The sequence below is a fragment of the Rhizobium sp. H4 genome, from assembly GCF_003013335.1.
Lineage (GTDB): Bacteria > Pseudomonadota > Alphaproteobacteria > Rhizobiales > Rhizobiaceae > Rhizobium > Rhizobium sophoriradicis.
On sequence record NZ_PSOW01000014.1, the window covers coordinates 90,125 to 105,976 of the forward strand.

General features: G+C 62.3%; 15 protein-coding genes and 1 riboswitch. Of the genes, 13 read left to right on the top strand and 2 right to left on the bottom strand.

Features of this window, described 5'->3' with window-relative positions; translation table 11 throughout:
- Positions 1–110 precede the first annotated feature (110 nt).
- The 3 genes from C4N04_RS21590 to C4N04_RS21600 are packed head-to-tail and all read left to right on the top strand — an operon-like array spanning position 111 to position 3,175.
- On the top strand, positions 111–638 hold the full coding sequence (locus C4N04_RS21590; protein ID WP_106796991.1) for a MarR family winged helix-turn-helix transcriptional regulator: 528 nt from the start codon (positions 111–113) through the stop codon (positions 636–638).
- A gap of 56 nt (positions 639–694) precedes the next feature.
- Positions 695–1,351 (top strand): thiamine diphosphokinase, encoded by a 657-nt coding sequence (locus C4N04_RS21595; RefSeq protein WP_183597839.1) that lies wholly within the window; start codon positions 695–697, stop codon positions 1,349–1,351.
- A gap of 3 nt (positions 1,352–1,354) precedes the next feature.
- On the top strand, positions 1,355–3,175 hold the full coding sequence (locus C4N04_RS21600) for an ABC-F family ATP-binding cassette domain-containing protein (RefSeq protein ID WP_106796992.1): 1,821 nt from the start codon (positions 1,355–1,357) through the stop codon (positions 3,173–3,175).
- Positions 3,176–3,223: 48 nt separating this feature from the next.
- Here C4N04_RS21600 and C4N04_RS21605 read toward each other — a convergent pair whose 3' ends face one another.
- Complete coding sequence (locus tag C4N04_RS21605; protein WP_106796993.1) at positions 3,224–5,092, bottom strand: ABC transporter ATP-binding protein/permease; 1,869 nt, start codon at positions 5,090–5,092, stop codon at positions 3,224–3,226.
- Between the two features lie 155 nt (positions 5,093–5,247).
- Positions 5,248–5,325, top strand: a riboswitch (SAM riboswitch).
- Positions 5,326–5,373: 48 nt separating this feature from the next.
- Between C4N04_RS21605 and metA the strand changes: the two genes are divergently transcribed.
- The 6 genes from metA (at position 5,374) to C4N04_RS21635 (ending at position 11,267) form a co-directional block, all read left to right on the top strand.
- Positions 5,374–6,297 carry a homoserine O-succinyltransferase gene (gene metA / locus C4N04_RS21610; RefSeq protein ID WP_077992325.1) on the top strand — a complete coding sequence of 308 codons (924 nt, stop codon included), beginning with the start codon at positions 5,374–5,376 and terminating at the stop codon, positions 6,295–6,297.
- A 114-nt stretch (positions 6,298–6,411) separates the two neighbouring features.
- The gene (locus C4N04_RS21615; protein WP_077992457.1) at positions 6,412–7,434 is read left to right on the top strand and encodes an aldose epimerase family protein; all 1,023 of its coding nucleotides are present in this window, start codon (positions 6,412–6,414) and stop codon (positions 7,432–7,434) included.
- Positions 7,435–7,568: 134 nt separating this feature from the next.
- Positions 7,569–8,342: a GntR family transcriptional regulator gene (locus C4N04_RS21620; RefSeq protein ID WP_077992328.1), complete on the top strand. Its 774-nt coding sequence runs from the start codon at positions 7,569–7,571 to the stop codon at positions 8,340–8,342.
- Positions 8,339–9,370 carry an SIS domain-containing protein gene (locus C4N04_RS21625; RefSeq protein ID WP_077992334.1) on the top strand — a complete coding sequence of 344 codons (1,032 nt, stop codon included), beginning with the start codon at positions 8,339–8,341 and terminating at the stop codon, positions 9,368–9,370. Before C4N04_RS21620 ends, C4N04_RS21625 begins: the two co-directional genes overlap by 4 nt.
- Positions 9,370–10,521, top strand: coding sequence for an N-acetylglucosamine-6-phosphate deacetylase (nagA, locus tag C4N04_RS21630; protein ID WP_009992956.1), 1,152 nt, complete (start codon positions 9,370–9,372; stop codon positions 10,519–10,521). The genes C4N04_RS21625 and nagA overlap by 1 nt, the downstream gene beginning before the upstream one ends.
- Before the next feature lie 17 nt (positions 10,522–10,538).
- Entirely contained in the window at positions 10,539–11,267 is a 729-nt protein-coding gene (locus C4N04_RS21635) for an SIS domain-containing protein (protein WP_038691979.1), read from the top strand.
- A gap of 59 nt (positions 11,268–11,326) precedes the next feature.
- Here the strand turns inward: C4N04_RS21635 and efp are convergent, their stop codons facing one another.
- Complete coding sequence (efp, locus tag C4N04_RS21640; protein ID WP_010031711.1) at positions 11,327–11,896, bottom strand: elongation factor P; 570 nt, start codon at positions 11,894–11,896, stop codon at positions 11,327–11,329.
- A gap of 148 nt (positions 11,897–12,044) precedes the next feature.
- Here efp and epmA point away from each other — a divergent pair, with 148 nt between their 5' ends.
- The 4 genes from epmA (at position 12,045) to C4N04_RS21660 (ending at position 15,850) form a co-directional block, all read left to right on the top strand.
- Positions 12,045–13,106: an EF-P lysine aminoacylase EpmA gene (gene epmA / locus C4N04_RS21645; RefSeq protein WP_106796994.1), complete on the top strand. Its 1,062-nt coding sequence runs from the start codon at positions 12,045–12,047 to the stop codon at positions 13,104–13,106.
- Positions 13,103–14,155 (top strand): lysine-2,3-aminomutase-like protein, encoded by a 1,053-nt coding sequence (locus C4N04_RS21650; protein WP_106796995.1) that lies wholly within the window; start codon positions 13,103–13,105, stop codon positions 14,153–14,155. Before epmA ends, C4N04_RS21650 begins: the two co-directional genes overlap by 4 nt.
- Positions 14,156–14,417: 262 nt before the next feature.
- Complete coding sequence (locus C4N04_RS21655; RefSeq protein ID WP_009992865.1) at positions 14,418–14,669, top strand: acyl carrier protein; 252 nt, start codon at positions 14,418–14,420, stop codon at positions 14,667–14,669.
- Positions 14,669–15,850, top strand: coding sequence for an acyl-CoA dehydrogenase family protein (locus tag C4N04_RS21660; RefSeq protein ID WP_106796996.1), 1,182 nt, complete (start codon positions 14,669–14,671; stop codon positions 15,848–15,850). The genes C4N04_RS21655 and C4N04_RS21660 overlap by 1 nt, the downstream gene beginning before the upstream one ends.
- Positions 15,851–15,852 lie beyond the last annotated feature (2 nt).

Consider the following 15,852-nt stretch of genomic DNA (forward strand, 5'->3'; position numbering starts at 1 on the left):
CGTCGTTCCGATTGGTCGGCTTTTTATGTGCTGTTAGCATATATTTGTCAATAGCACATTATTGACCTCGACATATTCAGTTTCCGCTGCCGCTCTGTTATGGTGTCGTCATGAATGAAACTCTGAGCAGCATCCTGTCCAACAGCCCGGCCGAGCCAGACGACGACAACGTGCCTCTCATCGGCCGGAGCATGGCGCGCATGCGGCTGCTGACAGGGCGGCGGCTGATCGGCCGGTTGGCCATCCAAAGCGCCGCACCGGGCCTCGAGCTTTCGCATCTCGATGTGCTCGATGCTGTGCGCAGGGCGCAACCTGCCGGCGAGGTCACGGTCGGCCTGATCGCGGAGATGCTGCGCATCGATCCCTCACGGGCAAGCAGGGTGGTCGCCGACATGGTCGGACGCAACGTGCTGCGCCGCGAGGCGTCGCAAGCCGATGCGCGGCGGATCGTTGTCGTCATGACGACGGCGGGCGAGGCCCTGCTTGCGGAGATCCGTGCGCAGAAATTCGCAATCATCTCTCAGATCGTCTCCGACTGGCCTGAAGAGGATGTCGAACGTTTCGCGACGCTGTTCGATCGTTTTATCGGCGGCTACGAGGCGATCTTCCTGTCGCGTGACAAGGATACGCCGGGTTGAGGTGATCCGCCGATCCTTCGGCCCTTCCCCTCGACCCCCCGTTTGCGCTAAGGGCAATGCCGATGAGCCAATCCAACTTCACCATTCTGCTCGGCGGCGAACTCAGCCTGACGGAGCGTCTGCGCCGTGCGATCGGCGGCAGCCGCTTCATCGCAGCCGATGGTGGCATGCGGCACGCGGCCGCACTCGGCGTGACGCCGGAGCTCTGGGTCGGCGATTTCGATTCGACGCCGGCCGATCTCGACGGGGCGTTTCCCAATGTGCCGAGACAGCCCTACCCGGCGGCAAAAGCGGCAACGGACGGCGAGATCGCGGTATCGGAAGCGATCGCCCGCGGTGCACGGCGGCTGATCCTCGCCGGCGCGCTCGGCGGCGAACGCTCCGATCATGCCCTTCAGCACCTGTTGTCGGCCGTCAGCCTGGCGGAAGAGGGTTTCGACATGCTGCTGACCTCGGGCAAGGAGGAGGCGGTGCCGCTGATTGCCGGCACGATCGAACTCGATCTCCCCAAAGGCAGCCTGTTTTCCGTGCCCGGATTCGGCCCGCTGACCGGCCTTTCGATTGAGAATGCGCGTTATCCGCTGACAGATTTCCATCTGCCTTTCGGCTCGTCGCGCACCATTTCCAACGTGGCGGAAGGCAAGGTTCGTTTTTCGCTCAGCAGCGGCCGGGCGATCGTGCTTGCCCGACCTTATGATCTTTCCGGAGTCTGATTTTTGGCCCCTCCCATTCTGAAACTCGACGACATCTTTTTGAGCTTCGGTGGCGCGCCGCTTCTGGCGGGTGCTTCGCTGCAGGTCGAGCCCGGCGACAAGATCTGTCTGGTCGGCCGCAACGGCTCGGGAAAATCGACGCTCCTGAAGATTGCCGCCGGCCTGGTCGAGGCGCAGTCCGGCGAGCTCTTCCGCCATCCCTCTTCGACGGTGCGTTATCTCGAACAGGCGCCGGATTTTGCGGAATTCAAGACGGTGCAGGCCTATGCCGAGGCCGGGCTCGGACCGGGTGACGACCCTTATCGCGTTACCTATCTGCTGTCGCATCTCGGACTGACCGGCGAGGAAGACCCGAAAACCCTCTCCGGCGGCGAATCGCGCCGGGCAGCCCTGGCGCGCGTACTGGCGCCGGAACCCGATATTCTCCTTCTCGACGAGCCGACCAACCATCTCGATCTGCCGACGATCGAATGGCTGGAAGGCGAGTTGCAGAAAAGCCGCAGCGCCCTGGTGCTGATCTCACACGACCGGCGTTTCCTGGAAAAGGTTTCGACCGCGACCGTCTGGCTTGACCGCGGCACCTCGCGCCGGCTCGACAGGGGGTTTGCGCATTTCGAGGCCTGGCGCGACCAGGTATTGGAGGCCGAGGAGTTGGAGCAGCACAAGCTCGGCAAGGCGATCGAGCGCGAGGAGCATTGGCTGCGCTACGGCGTGACGGCGCGGCGCAAGCGCAATATGCGCCGGCTCGGCGAGTTGCAGACGATGCGTTCGCAGTATCGCGGCCATAAGGGACCGCAGGGCACGGTGCAGGCGACGGCTGCAGACGCGCAGGAATCCGGCAAGCTGGTGATCGAGGCCGATAAGATCACCAAGAGTTTCGGCGAGCGCGCCATCGTTGCGCCCTTCTCCATCCGCGTGCATCGCGGCGATTGCATCGGCTTGGTCGGCCCGAACGGCGCCGGCAAGACGACGCTGTTGAAAATGCTGACGGGGCAGCTCTCTCCGGATAGCGGCACGATAAAGCTCGGCACCAATCTGGAGATTGCCACACTCGACCAGAAGCGAGAGGATCTCGATCCGGAGGATACGCTTGCAAACTACCTGACGGATGGGCGTGGCGAAAACCTGATCGTCAACGGCGAGCAGCGGCACGTCACCGGCTACATGAAGGAGTTCCTGTTTCAGCCGGAACAGGCGCGGACGCCGATCAGGAGTCTCTCTGGCGGTGAGCGCGCCCGGCTGATGCTGGCCCGCATACTGTCGCGCCCGGCAAATCTGCTGATCCTCGACGAACCCACAAACGATCTCGACATCGAGACGCTCGACCTCCTGCAGGAAATCGTCGCCGGCTTCCCCGGCACCGTCATTCTCGTCAGTCACGACCGCAATTTCCTCGACCGCACCGTGACCTCGACGATCGCACCCGCCGTGCCGGATGCGCCTGATGGCCGCTGGATCGAATATGCCGGCGGCTATTCGGATATGCTTGCCCAGCGCAAGGGCGCGCTCGAGGAGCGCAAGAAGGCCGAAAAGGCAGCGGAGAAGCCAAAGGTGCAGGAGACGGCGCCTGCCGCCGCAGGCGCGAAGGGCAAGCTCTCCTTCAAGCAGAAATTCGCGCTGGAAAACCTGCCGAAGGAGATGTCGAAAGCGGAAGCCGAGATCGCTAAGCGCGAGCTCGTCATGGCCGATCCCAATCTCTTCACGCGCGATCCGGCTGCCTTCAACCGGCTTGCGGCCGAGATGGAGAAACTGCGCGCCGGTCTGACTGCCATGGAAGAGGAGTGGCTGCAGCTCGAAATGCTGCGAGAAGAGCTGGAGGGCTGACTTTCACAACTCAATCGCTCGTGTAACCAGCGGTCCTGCCAGGGCGACCTAAAGCGCCGGGGAGGGGATGTCGGCGGGGACGGCGGCGGCGCCCGCACTGGCCCTGGCGCCCGTCTGGGCGACCTTCGGCTGCGGCTCTTCGGATTTTGAAGGCAGCGCCTGCAGATGCAGGACGCGCGGCTGCAGCGCCTCAAGATAGGCTTCGGAGCGTCCGATATAGATCATGCCGGTTTCGGGCATGGAGGTCAGCAGCTTTGCCATCGTTGCCTGCCACTCCGGCTCCATGCCTTCCAGCACTTCGTCGAAGACGATCCAGCGCGGGCGCACGAGCAGCAGGCGGGCGAAGCCGATCGCCTTCTGTTCGTCGCTGTCGAGCAGCTTGTCCCAGCGGGCGCGAGTATCGAGTCTTGTGATCAGCGAATGCAGGCCGGCTCTTTCGAGGGCGGCCTCGACGGCCGCCTTCTCGTAGGCATCGGCGCGTTCGGGGAAAGCCAGGGCTTCGCGCAGGGTGCCGCCCGGAACATAGGCGATCTGGGGCACGAACAGCATGTCGTCGACCGGCGGCAGCCCCATCGTGCCGCTGCCGCATGGCCAGAGGCCGGCCATGGCCTGAAACAGCAGCTTGCGGTTGACGCTGTGATCGCCGTTGATCATGATTTTCTCGCCGGCCTTGACCACGACATCGGTTTCGCGCAGGCGAAAACCGCCGCATTCCTCGATGTCTTCGCCGATTTTGGCGTTGATCACCACATCCTTCAGCGTCAGTGTGTCGGTCGCGGTGTTCTCATAGGCAATACTGTCCTTCGGGTCGTAGTCCTCGTCCATGTCGAGCAGCGCCTGGCGAAAATCGGTGACGCGCATCAGTGTAGCGCGCCATTCGGCGATCGGGCCGAAATTGGCGACGTACCAGCGCAGCGCCGTATTGACCTGGTTGAAGGCGCCGACCGACATCATCAGCTGGCCGAGGGTCAGGCCGCCGGAGAAATAGGCGGGTGCCGCGACGATGATCGGGATGACGATCACCAGCCAGCCGTAGCCGGCCGAAACCCAGGTGAGATTGGTATTGGCCATGGCGAGCCGCCTGACGACCCTCAGCACCGAGCTGATGTCGGTGTTGATGCGCCGGCGTTCATTCTCCTCGCCGCGGGCAACGGTGATCGCCGGCATGTTCTCATTGGCATGCATCAGCGTGAAACGAAGCTCGGCCTCCTTCGAGAAGCGGTCGGCATTGAGCTTGACCAGCTTGCGGCCGACGACCTGGCTCAGCACCGAGGCGGAAGCGGCATAGAAAATCGCCGCCCAGACCATGTAACCGGGAATGGAGAAGCTGTGGCCGCTGATATGGAAGATGAAGCCGCTCGAAAGCTGCCACAGCACGCCGATGAAGCTGACGAGAAGAATGGTCGACTGCAGCAGGCCGAGAACGAGCCCCGTCGTGCTTTCGGCAAGGTTGCGGGAATCCTCATGCAGACGCTGATCCGGATTCACACCGATCAGACCGCTGGAGGCGAGCCGCAGCGCCCGCTTGCGCTTCAGCCACTGGTCGACAAGATCGCGCGACAGGCCTTCTCGCATATAAAGCGCGGTCATCTGGTTCAGCCAGGCCTGCAACACATTGAGCAGCAGCAGCGTGCCGGCGATCATTGCGAAGATTTCAAGCTGATGGAAGAATTCGCCGAGATCGCGGCGCTCGAGCGAATCGTAGAAGGGAGCGTTCCATTCATTGAGAATGACTTGGCCATAGGCCGTCGCCAGGATGACAAGGATCAGCACGGTTGCCAGAAACAGCACCTTGCCACGCACTTCAGAATTCCAGAATGCAGAGAACATCACCCCGAGGCGATATGTCAGGCTGAAATCATACCCTACTCCATCCTGCCTCCGGATCCCCGGCCTCCCCTTGGTCTTATCTGCCATCACGCTTTTCCAACACCGCCCATGCTGTCATTATTAACATGCTGGCGTTATCGGTCTATCAACAGATTCTATCAGTCATTAAACTGTGATGAGGCTTGCCTGAGTCGCCGCCGCATGCATTCGGCAGTTGATTCGTCGCTCAACAGCGACTAATTAAGGCATTCCGTGGTGATTTGGCCGGCCGGCTTGCAGCCACGTTAAAAAAGTCGCTAAAGGGCCGCGTGCGGACCGGTAGCGATTTTTTGTCGCCGCCGGTTTTTTATTTTGATCGAGTGACCGCAATGCCCATCAAGATCCCCGATACGCTGCCCGCTTTCGAAACCCTCGTCCAGGAGGGTGTACGGGTAATGACCGAGACGGTGGCGATCCGTCAGGATATTCGCCCATTGCAGATCGGGCTGCTCAATCTCATGCCGAACAAGATCAAGACCGAACTGCAGATGGCCCGCCTGGTCGGCGCCTCGCCGCTGCAGGTGGAGCTGTCGCTGATCCGCATCGGCGGGCACAAGGCGAAGAACACCTCCGAAGATCACCTGCTTGCCTTCTACCAGACCTGGGAAGAGGTAAAGCAGCGCAAGTTCGACGGTTTCATCATCACCGGGGCGCCGATCGAGCTTCTGCCGTATGAGGACGTCACCTATTGGAAAGAGATGCAGGAGATCCTCGACTGGACGGAAACCAACGTCCATTCGACGATGAACGTCTGCTGGGGCGCGATGGCGGCGATCTATCATTTCCACGGCGTTCCGAAATACGAACTGAAGGAGAAGGCCTTCGGTGTCTACCGCCACCGGAACCTGAAGCCTTCCTCGATCTATCTCAACGGCTTTTCCGATAATTTCGAAGTGCCGGTGTCGCGCTGGACGGAGGTGCGGCGCGCCGACATCGAGAAATCCGAAAGCCTGGAAATCCTGATGGAATCGAGCGAGATGGGCGTCTGCCTCGTGCATGAGAAAAGGGGCCGGCGGCTCTACATGTTCAATCATGTCGAATATGATTCCACCTCGCTCTCTGACGAGTATTTCCGTGATGTCGAGGCCGGCGTGCCGATCAAGATGCCGCACAATTACTTCCCGCATAACGACCCGGCGCTTGCGCCGCAGAACCGCTGGCGCAGCCACGCCCATCTCCTGTTCGGCAACTGGATCAACGAAATCTACCAGACGACGCCCTATGACGTCGAAGAGATCGGCATGGATCTCTGAGCGGATGAGCGGATGCCGCGGCATTTCTTTCTGATCCGACCGGTTGCGGATTGAAGCAAATGCGGGCAGGTTCCGGTCCTGAACCCCAAGGATAGAACGGAACGGATGTCGATCATGTCGGAGAAGTTGGAGCGGGAAGTTTTCGGGCAGACGAAGGCGGGGGAAACCGTCTATCGTGTGGTCATCAAGGGCGGCGGGCTCACGGCCAAAATCATCAGCTGGGGCGCGGTCATCCAGGATCTGCGTCTTGAGGGACATGACGCGCCGCTCTCGCTCGGGTTTGAGGAATTCGACAGCTATCCGCTCTATTCCGCCTATTTTGGCGCCACACCCGGCCGCTGCGCCAACCGGATCGGCGGCGGCAAATTCACCCTCGACGGCAAGGCCTATCAGCTCGAGCCGAACGAAAACGGCGTCACGCATCTGCATGGTGGCAGCGACAATATCGCCAAACGCAACTGGACGATCGTCGAGCATGCCGTCGACCGCGTGGTGCTGAAAATCGTCGATCCCGATGGCCGCGCCGGCTATCCCGGCAATTGCACCATCCAGGCAACCTTCTGGGTGCACGGCAACGGCGAACTGTCGGTGACCTACGAATCGACCAGCGATCAGCCGACGCTCGCCAATGTCTGCCAGCACGCCTATTTCAATCTCGACGGCCGCGAGGATGCGCTGGGCCACGACATCATGATCGCCGCCGATCATTATCTGCCGACCGATGAGAGGCAGGTGCCGACCGGCGAGATCCGTTCCGTTGCCGGCACGGAATTCGACCTGCGCGAAATGACGCCGATGAAGCGTTTCGCCGGCAGCGAACAGGTGCTGTACGACCATAACTTCTGCCTGTCAGCCGAACGCACCGCCAAGCGCAGCGTCGCGCTCGCCCGCAGCCTTTATTCCGGTGTGTCGCTTGAAGTGCGCAGCACCGAGCCGGGCGTGCAGTTCTATGCCGGTTTCAAGCTGAATACCGGGGCGCCCGGCCTCGGTGGGCGCAAATACGGCCCCTTCGCCGGCTTCTGCCTGGAAACGCAGGTCTGGCCGGATGCCATCAATCACCAAGGTTTCCCGAATGCGGTGCTGCGCCCCGGCGAAGTGCTGCGCCAGGAGACGGATTATATCTTTACCAAGAGCTGAGCGTCCGCCGGACGAACGCCTGTCAAATTTGAGCGCTATGAAACCCTCTCCGGACACTCGCCGGGGAGGGTTTTTTCTATTGGCATCCGATTGCGTCTTGCCGATTGGTTCTAAATAGGTTCTATTGCCTGCCCATGGATAGAACCAGTCTGATAGGGGAACTGAATAGCCGCGGTCTGCGTGACGCGGGCCTGACCGGGCCGCTCTACAAGCGGCTGGCGCAGGCCCTGACCGGCCTTGTGCAGGAAGGCCTGCTGAAGCCCGGCACCGCGCTTCCGGGCGAGCGCGACCTTGCCGAGGCCTTGAAGCTCGGGCGCGTCACCGTGCGCACCGCCTATCGCGACCTGATGGCGTCGGGCGTACTGGAATCGCGCCACGGAAGCGGTACTTTCGTATCGAGCAGAGTGGAGCGCATGGAACAGTCGCTCTGGCGGCTTTCCTCCTTCTCCGCCGACATGCGCTCGCGCGGGCGGCTGCCGGCCGCACGAATCTTGTCGCGGTCGGTCAACACGCCGTCGCCGGAGGAATCCTTCCTGCTCGGCCTCGGTGGCGACGAGCCGGTTCTGCGGCTCGACCGCCTGCGTCTAGCCGACGGCCTGCCGCTGGCGATTGAGCGCGCCGTGGTGCCGATCAAGTTCCTGGGCGACGATGCCGGCGGCGAAGGATCGCTTTACGACGCGCTGGCGGCCAACGGCCACAGGCCGGTGCGGGCGCTGCAGCGGCTGACCGCGGTCACCCTCGACCCGTCCTCCGCCGCGATCCTGAACGTCAAGGCTGGCGCGCCGGCGCTTCTGATCGAACGTGTCTCGCGCCTGGAAGACCAGCGCGTCGTCGAATACACCCGCTCGCATTATCGCGGCGATGCCTATGATTTCGTTGCCGAATTGAGAATCGGAGATGACCTATGAGTGAGAACCAGTCGCTGATGCTGCAGGAAGCCGGCCAGTCGCCGGAGGTGGTGGCCACACTTCTCGAAAAGGAAAAGCCCATCTTTGCCGAGATCGCCCGGCTGTTTTCGTCCGCCCGCCCGAGCGTGGTGACGACGGCGGCGCGCGGCTCTTCGGATCACGCCGCCACCTTCTTCAAATATCTCTTCGAGATCACCTGCGGCGTTCCGGTCGCCTCGGTCGGTCCGTCGATCGCTTCCGTCTACGGCGCCGCGCTCCATCTGAAGGGCGGCGTGCATTTCACTGTCTCGCAATCGGGTGCCAGCCCCGATATCGTGGCGCTGCAAGAGGCGGCCAAGAAGGGCGGGGCGACGACGATCGCCGTCGTCAACGTCACCGACAGCCCGCTCGCAAAACAGGCCGATATCGTTCTCGGCCTTAATGCCGGCGCCGAAAGGAGCGTTGCGGCAACGAAGTCCTTCATCGCTTCCGTTGCCGCTCTTGCCGGCGTCACGGCTGCGATCGGCGGCGCGTTCGACCTGCAGACAGCGCTCGTCAAGCTGCCGGAGGCGCTTTCGGCCACCGCCGGGATCGATACGGCGGCAGCCGAAGAGGTGCTCTTCAACGCGACCTCGCTCTATACGGCCGGCCGCGGCCCGGCCTTCGCGATCGCGCTCGAAGCGGCTTTGAAGGCCAAGGAAACCGCCGGCCTGCATGCAGAAGCTTTCTCGCTGGCGGAACTGATGCACGGTCCGATGCGCCTGGTGCAGCCGGGTTTCCCGATCGTCGCCTTTGCGCCCGACGACGCGGCCTTCGCCAATAACGGCCAGGCGCTGGAGCGCCTGCAGAAACTCGGCGCCACCACCGTCGGTTTCTCCACGCAGCCGCTCTCTGGCCTCAATCTGCGGGTGCCGACGACGGGCAACGGTCTCGTCGATCCGCTGGTGTCGCTGCTCGTCTATTACCGGCTGATCGAGTCGGTAACACGCCGCAAGGGCTTCGATCCGGACAAGCCGGCAAACCTGCTCAAGGTGACGGAGACGGTCTGATGGCCCGCAAGATCTTCATCGGCGCCCGTATCTTCGACGGCGAGCGCTTTCATGACGACAAGGCGCTGATCGTTGCCGACGGCCGGGTCGAAGCGATCGCCGCTGGAAACGATCTGCCGGACGCCGAGACGGTGACGCTTGCCGGCGGCGTGCTTTCGGCCGGCTTCATCGATGCGCAGGTCAACGGCGGCGGCGGGCGGATGCTGAACGACGAACCATCAGTCGCCTCGATGGAGATCATCGCACAGGGGCATCGGCCCTATGGCACGACGTCGCTGCTGCCGACGCTGATCACGGATACGGCAGAGGCCTCCATTGCCGCGATCGAGGCCGCGATCGAGGCTGTCAGAGGGAACCGCGGCGTCGCCGGTTTGCATCTCGAAGGCCCGCATCTGGCGCCGGCGCGCAAGGGCGCGCATCTGGCCGAATTGATGCGGCCGGTGGAGGATCGCGACGTCAAGGCCTTCATCCGTGCGCGTGAGGCGATCGGCACGCTGCTCGTCACTATTGCCGCCGAACAGGTGACGGTCGCCCAGGTGCGTGAACTGGCCGAAGCCGGCGTCACCGTCAGCATCGGCCATTCCGATTGTTCGAGCGAGGCGGCGGCGGAACGTTTCGATGCCGGAGCGCGCGGCGTCACGCATCTCTTCAACGCGATGAGCCAGATGGGACATCGCGCCCCCGGCCTCGTCGGCGCGGCGATCGATCATCCCTCCACTTGGTGCGGCATCATTGCCGACGGTCATCACGTCGATCCGAAGGCCTTGCGCACCGCTTTGCGCGCCAAGCGGGGCGAAGGCAAACTGTTCTTCGTCACCGATGCGATGTCGCTCGTCGGATCTGAGAAGGATTCATTCACGCTGAACGGGCGCACCGTCCGGCGTGAAAGGGGCGGCTTCTGCTCGAAGCTGGTGCTGTCCGATGGCACGCTCGCCGGTTCCGACGTCGACATGATCTCGACGATCCGTTATGGCGTCACCTATCTCGATCTGACGCTCGCCGAGGCGTTGCGCATGGCGACCCTCTATCCCGCCCGCTTCCTCAGACTTGCCGATCGCGGCCATCTCTCGCCGGGCGCGCGCGCCGATCTCGTCCATCTCACCGATGCGCTGACTGTTACCGTCACCTGGCTTGCCGGCGAAGCGGCCTGACATCAAGGAGACTTGGCATGACTGATATCACCGATGCCTATTTCTCCAATCTGATCGGTCGGCTGGAGACGCTGAAGCAGGTACTTGCCGAGCCGATGGTGCAGGCAGCGTCGGTCATCCTCGATGCCGCCCGCGGCGACAAGCGCGTCTATGTCTTCGGCACCGGCCATTCACATATGCTGGCGGAAGAGGTGCACTATCGCGCCGGTGGGCTCGCTTTCACTGTACCGGTGCTTGTCGGGTCGGCCATGCTGCACGAGGGAGCGGTCATCAGCTCGGTCTATGAACGTACCCAAGGTCTGGTGCGGCCGATGTTGGAGCGTTACGGCATGCAGCCGGGCGACGTCATTATCATTGCCTCGAATTCCGGCGTGAACGCCGCGCCGATCGAGGCCGCCGATTATGCGCATGAAATCGGCGCCAAGGTGATCGCCATCACCTCGATCGCCTATTCCGCAGCGATCGCCAATGGCCGCCGCCGGCTCGCAGAAGTCGCCGATATCGTGCTCGACAACGGGCTGCCGCCGGGTGATGCCGTTCTCGACCTCGAAGGCACGGGGCTCCGGGTCGGGCCGGTGTCGACGGCGGTCGGGGTGACTGTTATCAATGCGATCTTTGCCGAAGTCGCCTCGGAGCTCTCCAAATCCGGCGATGCGCCGGTCTATCTCAGCGCCAACATGCCGGGGGCGGCCGAGATCAATCAGAAGCTGGTGAAGAAGTACAGGCCGCGCAATCCGCATCTCTGATATCGCGGATACAAAAAAGGCCGGTCTGAGCCGGCCCTTTGCGCGAGATGCAACCAGGATTAGTCCTTGGCGCGCTCGACGTAGGAATTGTCTTCGGTCGCGATGACGACGCGGGTGCCGGCATTGATGTGCGGCGGCACCATGGTGCGCACGCCGTTCGACAGCATGGCCGGCTTGTAGGAGGACGACGCCGTCTGGCCCTTGACGACCGGTTCGGTCTCGGTGATTTCGAGGGTCACGTGGCGCGGCAGTTCCAGCGCCAGCGGAATGCCTTCATGGATCGACAGGATGCAGGACATGCCTTCCTGCAGGAAGGCCTTTTGGTCGCCCATCGTTTCGACATCGACCACGACCTGGTCGTAGGTCGCCGGGTTCATGAAGTGGAAACCTTCGCCGTCTTCATAGAGATACTGGAAGGAGACGTCTTCGACGAAGGCGCGCTCGACCTGTTCGGTGGTGCGCCAGCGCTCGGAAACCTTCACGCCGTCGACGATGCGGCGCATGTCGACCTGGGTGACCGGCGTGCCCTTGCCCGGATGAAAGTTCTGGGCGGTGAGAACGACGTAGAGCTTGCCGTCGACATCGAGAACGTTGCCCTTGCGGACCGAAGAGGCGATGACCTTGACCATAAGACTTCCTTGTAACTCGGCTTTCGGCGTCGTAGAGGACTGTCGAAACGCCCTGCAGACGCAAATGTTTTTCTTTGGGGGCGCAACTAACCTAAAATCCGGGAAATAGCCACCCCCATACCGGCTTCTCCGGCGAAGAAAGCTTGGAATGAAATCTTCGGCCAAAGCGTCCCCCTGGTGGACCCCGTCCGTGCATGCCGATCGCCGCCCCTTCCTCATCGGGCGCAATGCGATCCAGGCTGTATTGCGCGGGTTTTTCGCGCGCGAGGATTTCATCGAGGTGGATACCGCGGTGCTGCAGATCTCGCCGGGCAACGAGGCGCACCTGCATGCCTTTGCGACGGAAGCGGTAACGACGGACGGGCAGAGAGCGCCGTTTTATCTGCACACCTCGCCGGAATTCGCCTGCAAGAAGCTGCTCGCCGCCGGCGAGCAACGCATTTCGTGTTTTGCCCATGTCTACCGCAACCGCGAGCGCGGGCCGCTGCATCACCCGGAATTCACCATGCTCGAATGGTATCGGGCCGGCGAAAGCTACGAGAGCCTGATGATGGATTGCGTGCGCATTCTGGCGCTTGCGGCCGAGACGGCGAAGACCGACAGGCTTGGCTATCGCGGCCGTGAGAGCGATCCTTTCGCCGGGCCGGAACGGGTGAGCGTCGCCGAAGCGTTCGAGCGCCACGCCGGCATCGATCTTCTCGCCTCCGTCGCCGCCGACGGTTCGACCGATCGCGAACATCTGGCCGCCGAGCTCAGGCGCGCCGGCATGCGTGTGGCCGAAGATGACGGCTGGGCCGATCTCTTCAGCCGGGTGCTGGTCGAAAAGATCGAGCCGCATCTCGGCTTCGGCCGCATCACCATTCTCGACGAATATCCGGTCTCGGAGGCGGCCCTTGCCCGCCCATCAGCCCGCGATCCGCGGGTTGCCGAGCGTTTCGAGCTCTATGCCTGCGGCGTCGAGCTCGCCAACGGCTTCGGCGAGCTCACCAACGCCGCCGAACAGAAGCGGCGGTTCGAGATCGAGATGGCCGAGAAGATGCGGGTCTATGGTGAGACCTACCCGATCGACGAGGATTTCCTCGCGGCACTTTCGTCAATGCCCGAGGCAAGCGGCATTGCGCTCGGTTTCGACCGGCTGGTCATGCTGGCGACGGGGGCTTCGCGCATCGATCAGGTGCTCTGGGCGCCGGTTGCGGAGTATGGGCGATGAACGCCGTCAAACCGCTCAAGAGCCTCGATGATCTTCTACAGGCAGGGCTGGCCTCGCCCGCCGATCGCGCAATGCTCGACGAAGTGGCCGCGCGTTATGCGATCGCCCTGACACCCGTTGTAACCAGGCTGATCGATCGCGCCGATCCTGATGATCCGATCGCGCGACAATTCGTGCCTGACGCAGCCGAACTGACGGTCGCGCCCGAGGAACGCGCCGATCCGATCGGCGACCATGCCCATAGCCCCGTCGAAGGCATCGTCCACCGCTATCCCGACCGTGTATTGCTCAAGGCCGTGCATATCTGCCCGGTCTATTGCCGCTTCTGCTTCCGCCGCGAAATGGTCGGACCTCAGGGTCTCGGTACGCTCGATCCGGCGGCGATGCAGAAAGCCTTCGATTACATAGCCGGCCACCAGGAGATCTGGGAGGTCATCCTAACCGGCGGCGATCCGCTGGTGCTTTCCGCACGCCGGCTCCGCGACATCATGGAGGCGCTGGCGGCAATCGCGCATGTCAAAATCGTACGCTTCCACACCCGCGTTCCGGTCGTCGATCCCGAAAAGATCGATGCGGCGCTGATCGCTGCGCTGAAGGCGAGCGGCAAGACGGTCTATGTGGCGCTGCACGCCAACCATCCGCGGGAACTGACAAGCGAAGCGCGCGCGGCTTGCGCCCGCATGGTCGACGCCGGCATCGCCATGGTCAGCCAGTCGGTGCTGTTGAAGGGCGTCAATGACGATCCCGACGTGCTTGCCGATCTGATGAAGGCCTTCGTCGAGATCCGCGTCAAACCCTATTATTTGCATCATCCGGATCTCGCGCCCGGCACTGGCCATTTCAGATTGACGATCGAGGAGGGGCAGCGGATCGTCGCGGCGCTGCGCGGACGGATTTCCGGGCTTTGTCAGCCGGCCTATATCCTCGATATCCCCGGCGGCCACGGCAAGGCCGTCATCAGCGAAAGCGCTATCCGGGCAACAGGTGACGGCTGTTACTCCGTCTCGGACTATCGCGGCGGCGAGCATTCCTATCCCCCCGTCGGTTGACGCAAAATGGCGCTTTGCGTGTCATTTCTGTACTCGTCGCGTCGAAGAGCGTCGCAAGTCTCGTTGCCGAAACTCTATTAAACTATTGATCAAGAATTGGTATTTTTACTCCAGCCGGGCCGATTGCTAAAATCCTAACTGTGAGTGCTAATCATATTTAACCCAACAAATTAGCGGAATGTTCTGTTTTCCGCACTAAAAGAACGCTCATGACAAGGCGATGAACGCCGGTTCGGGATCATGAGAATCTTGGAGTGATGGGATGAATAAGACAATCCGCGACCTCGTAGCCAAATTCGGCAAGCTTCCGACGTCGATCGACCAGATCGCCGACGATGCCGATCTTTATGCAGCAGGTCTGACGTCCTTCGCTTCGGTGCAGCTGATGCTCGGCATTGAAGAGGCGTTCGACATCGAATTTCCCGACAATCTGCTGAACCGCAAATCCTTCGCGAGCATCTCGGCGATCGCCAAAACCGTCGATCTCATCCAGGATGGCCGGAAGGTCGCCTGATGAACTTCCCCGTCAAGATCATGCAGGACGGTCTTGCCGCTAAGGTGGCTCGTGTCGCCGAAATCGCGGCCAAACATGCCGATGCCGTCGACGCCGAGGGCCGTTTCCCACAGGAAGCCGTGGATGCCATGAAGGCCGAGAGGCTGCTCGGCATCCAGGTGCCGCACCATCTCGGCGGTGAATCGGCCTCGATCACCGAGATCGCCGAATTGTGCTCGATGCTCGGCCAGGCCTGCGCGGCGAGCGCCATGGTCTTTGCCATGCACCACATCAAGCTGTCGAGCCTTGTCGAACACGGCGCCGACAGCCAATGGCATTGCCATTTCATGCGCCGCATTGCTGCCGAGCAGCTGCTGATCGCCTCCGCCACCACCGAGGGTGGGATCGGCGGAAACCTGCGCAACAGTATTTGCGCAGTTGAGGTCGATGGCGATAGCTGCCGCCTCGAAAAGGATGCCACCGTCATTTCCTACGGCTCGCATGCCGACGCCATTCTCATCACCTCGCGTGCGCATGTCCAGGCGGCTTCCTCCGATCAGGTGCTGACGGCCTTCCTCAAGGACCAGTACACGCTCGAGAAAACGCACGTCTGGAACACGCTCGGCATGCGCGGCACCTGCTCCGACGGCTTCCTGTTCAAGGGACAAGCGCCGGCAGAGCAGATCCTGCCGAAGCCTTTTGCCGAAATCGCGGCGCAGTCCATGCTCGCCTCCTCGCATCTGCTTTGGAGCGGTGTCTGGTACGGCATTGCGGTCGACGCCGTCGCTCGCGCCCAGGCCTTCGTGCGCGCCGCTGCCCGCAAGGCGCCGGATGCCCAGCCGCCGGGTGCGCTGCGCCTGGCCGAGGTGTCGAACCTGCTGCAGATGGTGAAATCCAACGTGGTTGCCGGCCTCAAGGCCTATGAACATGCCAAGGCCGATCCCGACAGGCTGTCGTCGATGGGCTTTGCCGTGGCGATGAACAACGTCAAGATCGCCTCGTCCGAGACGATCCTGGAGATCGTCAACCACGCCATGCTGATCTGCGGCATCATGGGCTACAAGAACGGCACGCCCTTCAGCCTGGGACGCCATCTGCGCGACGCCCATTCCGCACAGCTGATGATCTCGAACGACCGCATCCTCGGCAATACGTCGAGCATGCTTCTTGTCCACAAGCAGGACACTAGCCTACTGGGGTAACA

What these genes read in the sequence shown, in the direction of transcription:
- C4N04_RS21660 (WP_106796996.1), top strand. Translation starts at nt 14,669, where the DNA reads ATGAACTTCCCCGTCAAGATCATGCAGGACGGTCTTGCCGCTAAGGTG.
- C4N04_RS21590 (WP_106796991.1), top strand. Translation starts at nt 111, where the DNA reads ATGAATGAAACTCTGAGCAGCATCCTGTCCAACAGCCCGGCCGAGCCA.
- efp (WP_010031711.1), bottom strand. Translation starts at nt 11,896, where the DNA reads ATGGTCAAGGTCATCGCCTCTTCGGTCCGCAAGGGCAACGTTCTCGAT.
- C4N04_RS21655 (WP_009992865.1), top strand. Translation starts at nt 14,418, where the DNA reads ATGAATAAGACAATCCGCGACCTCGTAGCCAAATTCGGCAAGCTTCCG.
- C4N04_RS21595 (WP_183597839.1), top strand. Translation starts at nt 695, where the DNA reads ATGCCGATGAGCCAATCCAACTTCACCATTCTGCTCGGCGGCGAACTC.
- C4N04_RS21620 (WP_077992328.1), top strand. Translation starts at nt 7,569, where the DNA reads ATGGATAGAACCAGTCTGATAGGGGAACTGAATAGCCGCGGTCTGCGT.
- epmA (WP_106796994.1), top strand. Translation starts at nt 12,045, where the DNA reads ATGAAATCTTCGGCCAAAGCGTCCCCCTGGTGGACCCCGTCCGTGCAT.
- metA (WP_077992325.1), top strand. Translation starts at nt 5,374, where the DNA reads ATGCCCATCAAGATCCCCGATACGCTGCCCGCTTTCGAAACCCTCGTC.
- C4N04_RS21635 (WP_038691979.1), top strand. Translation starts at nt 10,539, where the DNA reads ATGACTGATATCACCGATGCCTATTTCTCCAATCTGATCGGTCGGCTG.
- C4N04_RS21605 (WP_106796993.1), bottom strand. Translation starts at nt 5,092, where the DNA reads ATGGCAGATAAGACCAAGGGGAGGCCGGGGATCCGGAGGCAGGATGGA.
- C4N04_RS21615 (WP_077992457.1), top strand. Translation starts at nt 6,412, where the DNA reads ATGTCGGAGAAGTTGGAGCGGGAAGTTTTCGGGCAGACGAAGGCGGGG.
- nagA (WP_009992956.1), top strand. Translation starts at nt 9,370, where the DNA reads ATGGCCCGCAAGATCTTCATCGGCGCCCGTATCTTCGACGGCGAGCGC.
- C4N04_RS21625 (WP_077992334.1), top strand. Translation starts at nt 8,339, where the DNA reads ATGAGTGAGAACCAGTCGCTGATGCTGCAGGAAGCCGGCCAGTCGCCG.
- C4N04_RS21650 (WP_106796995.1), top strand. Translation starts at nt 13,103, where the DNA reads ATGAACGCCGTCAAACCGCTCAAGAGCCTCGATGATCTTCTACAGGCA.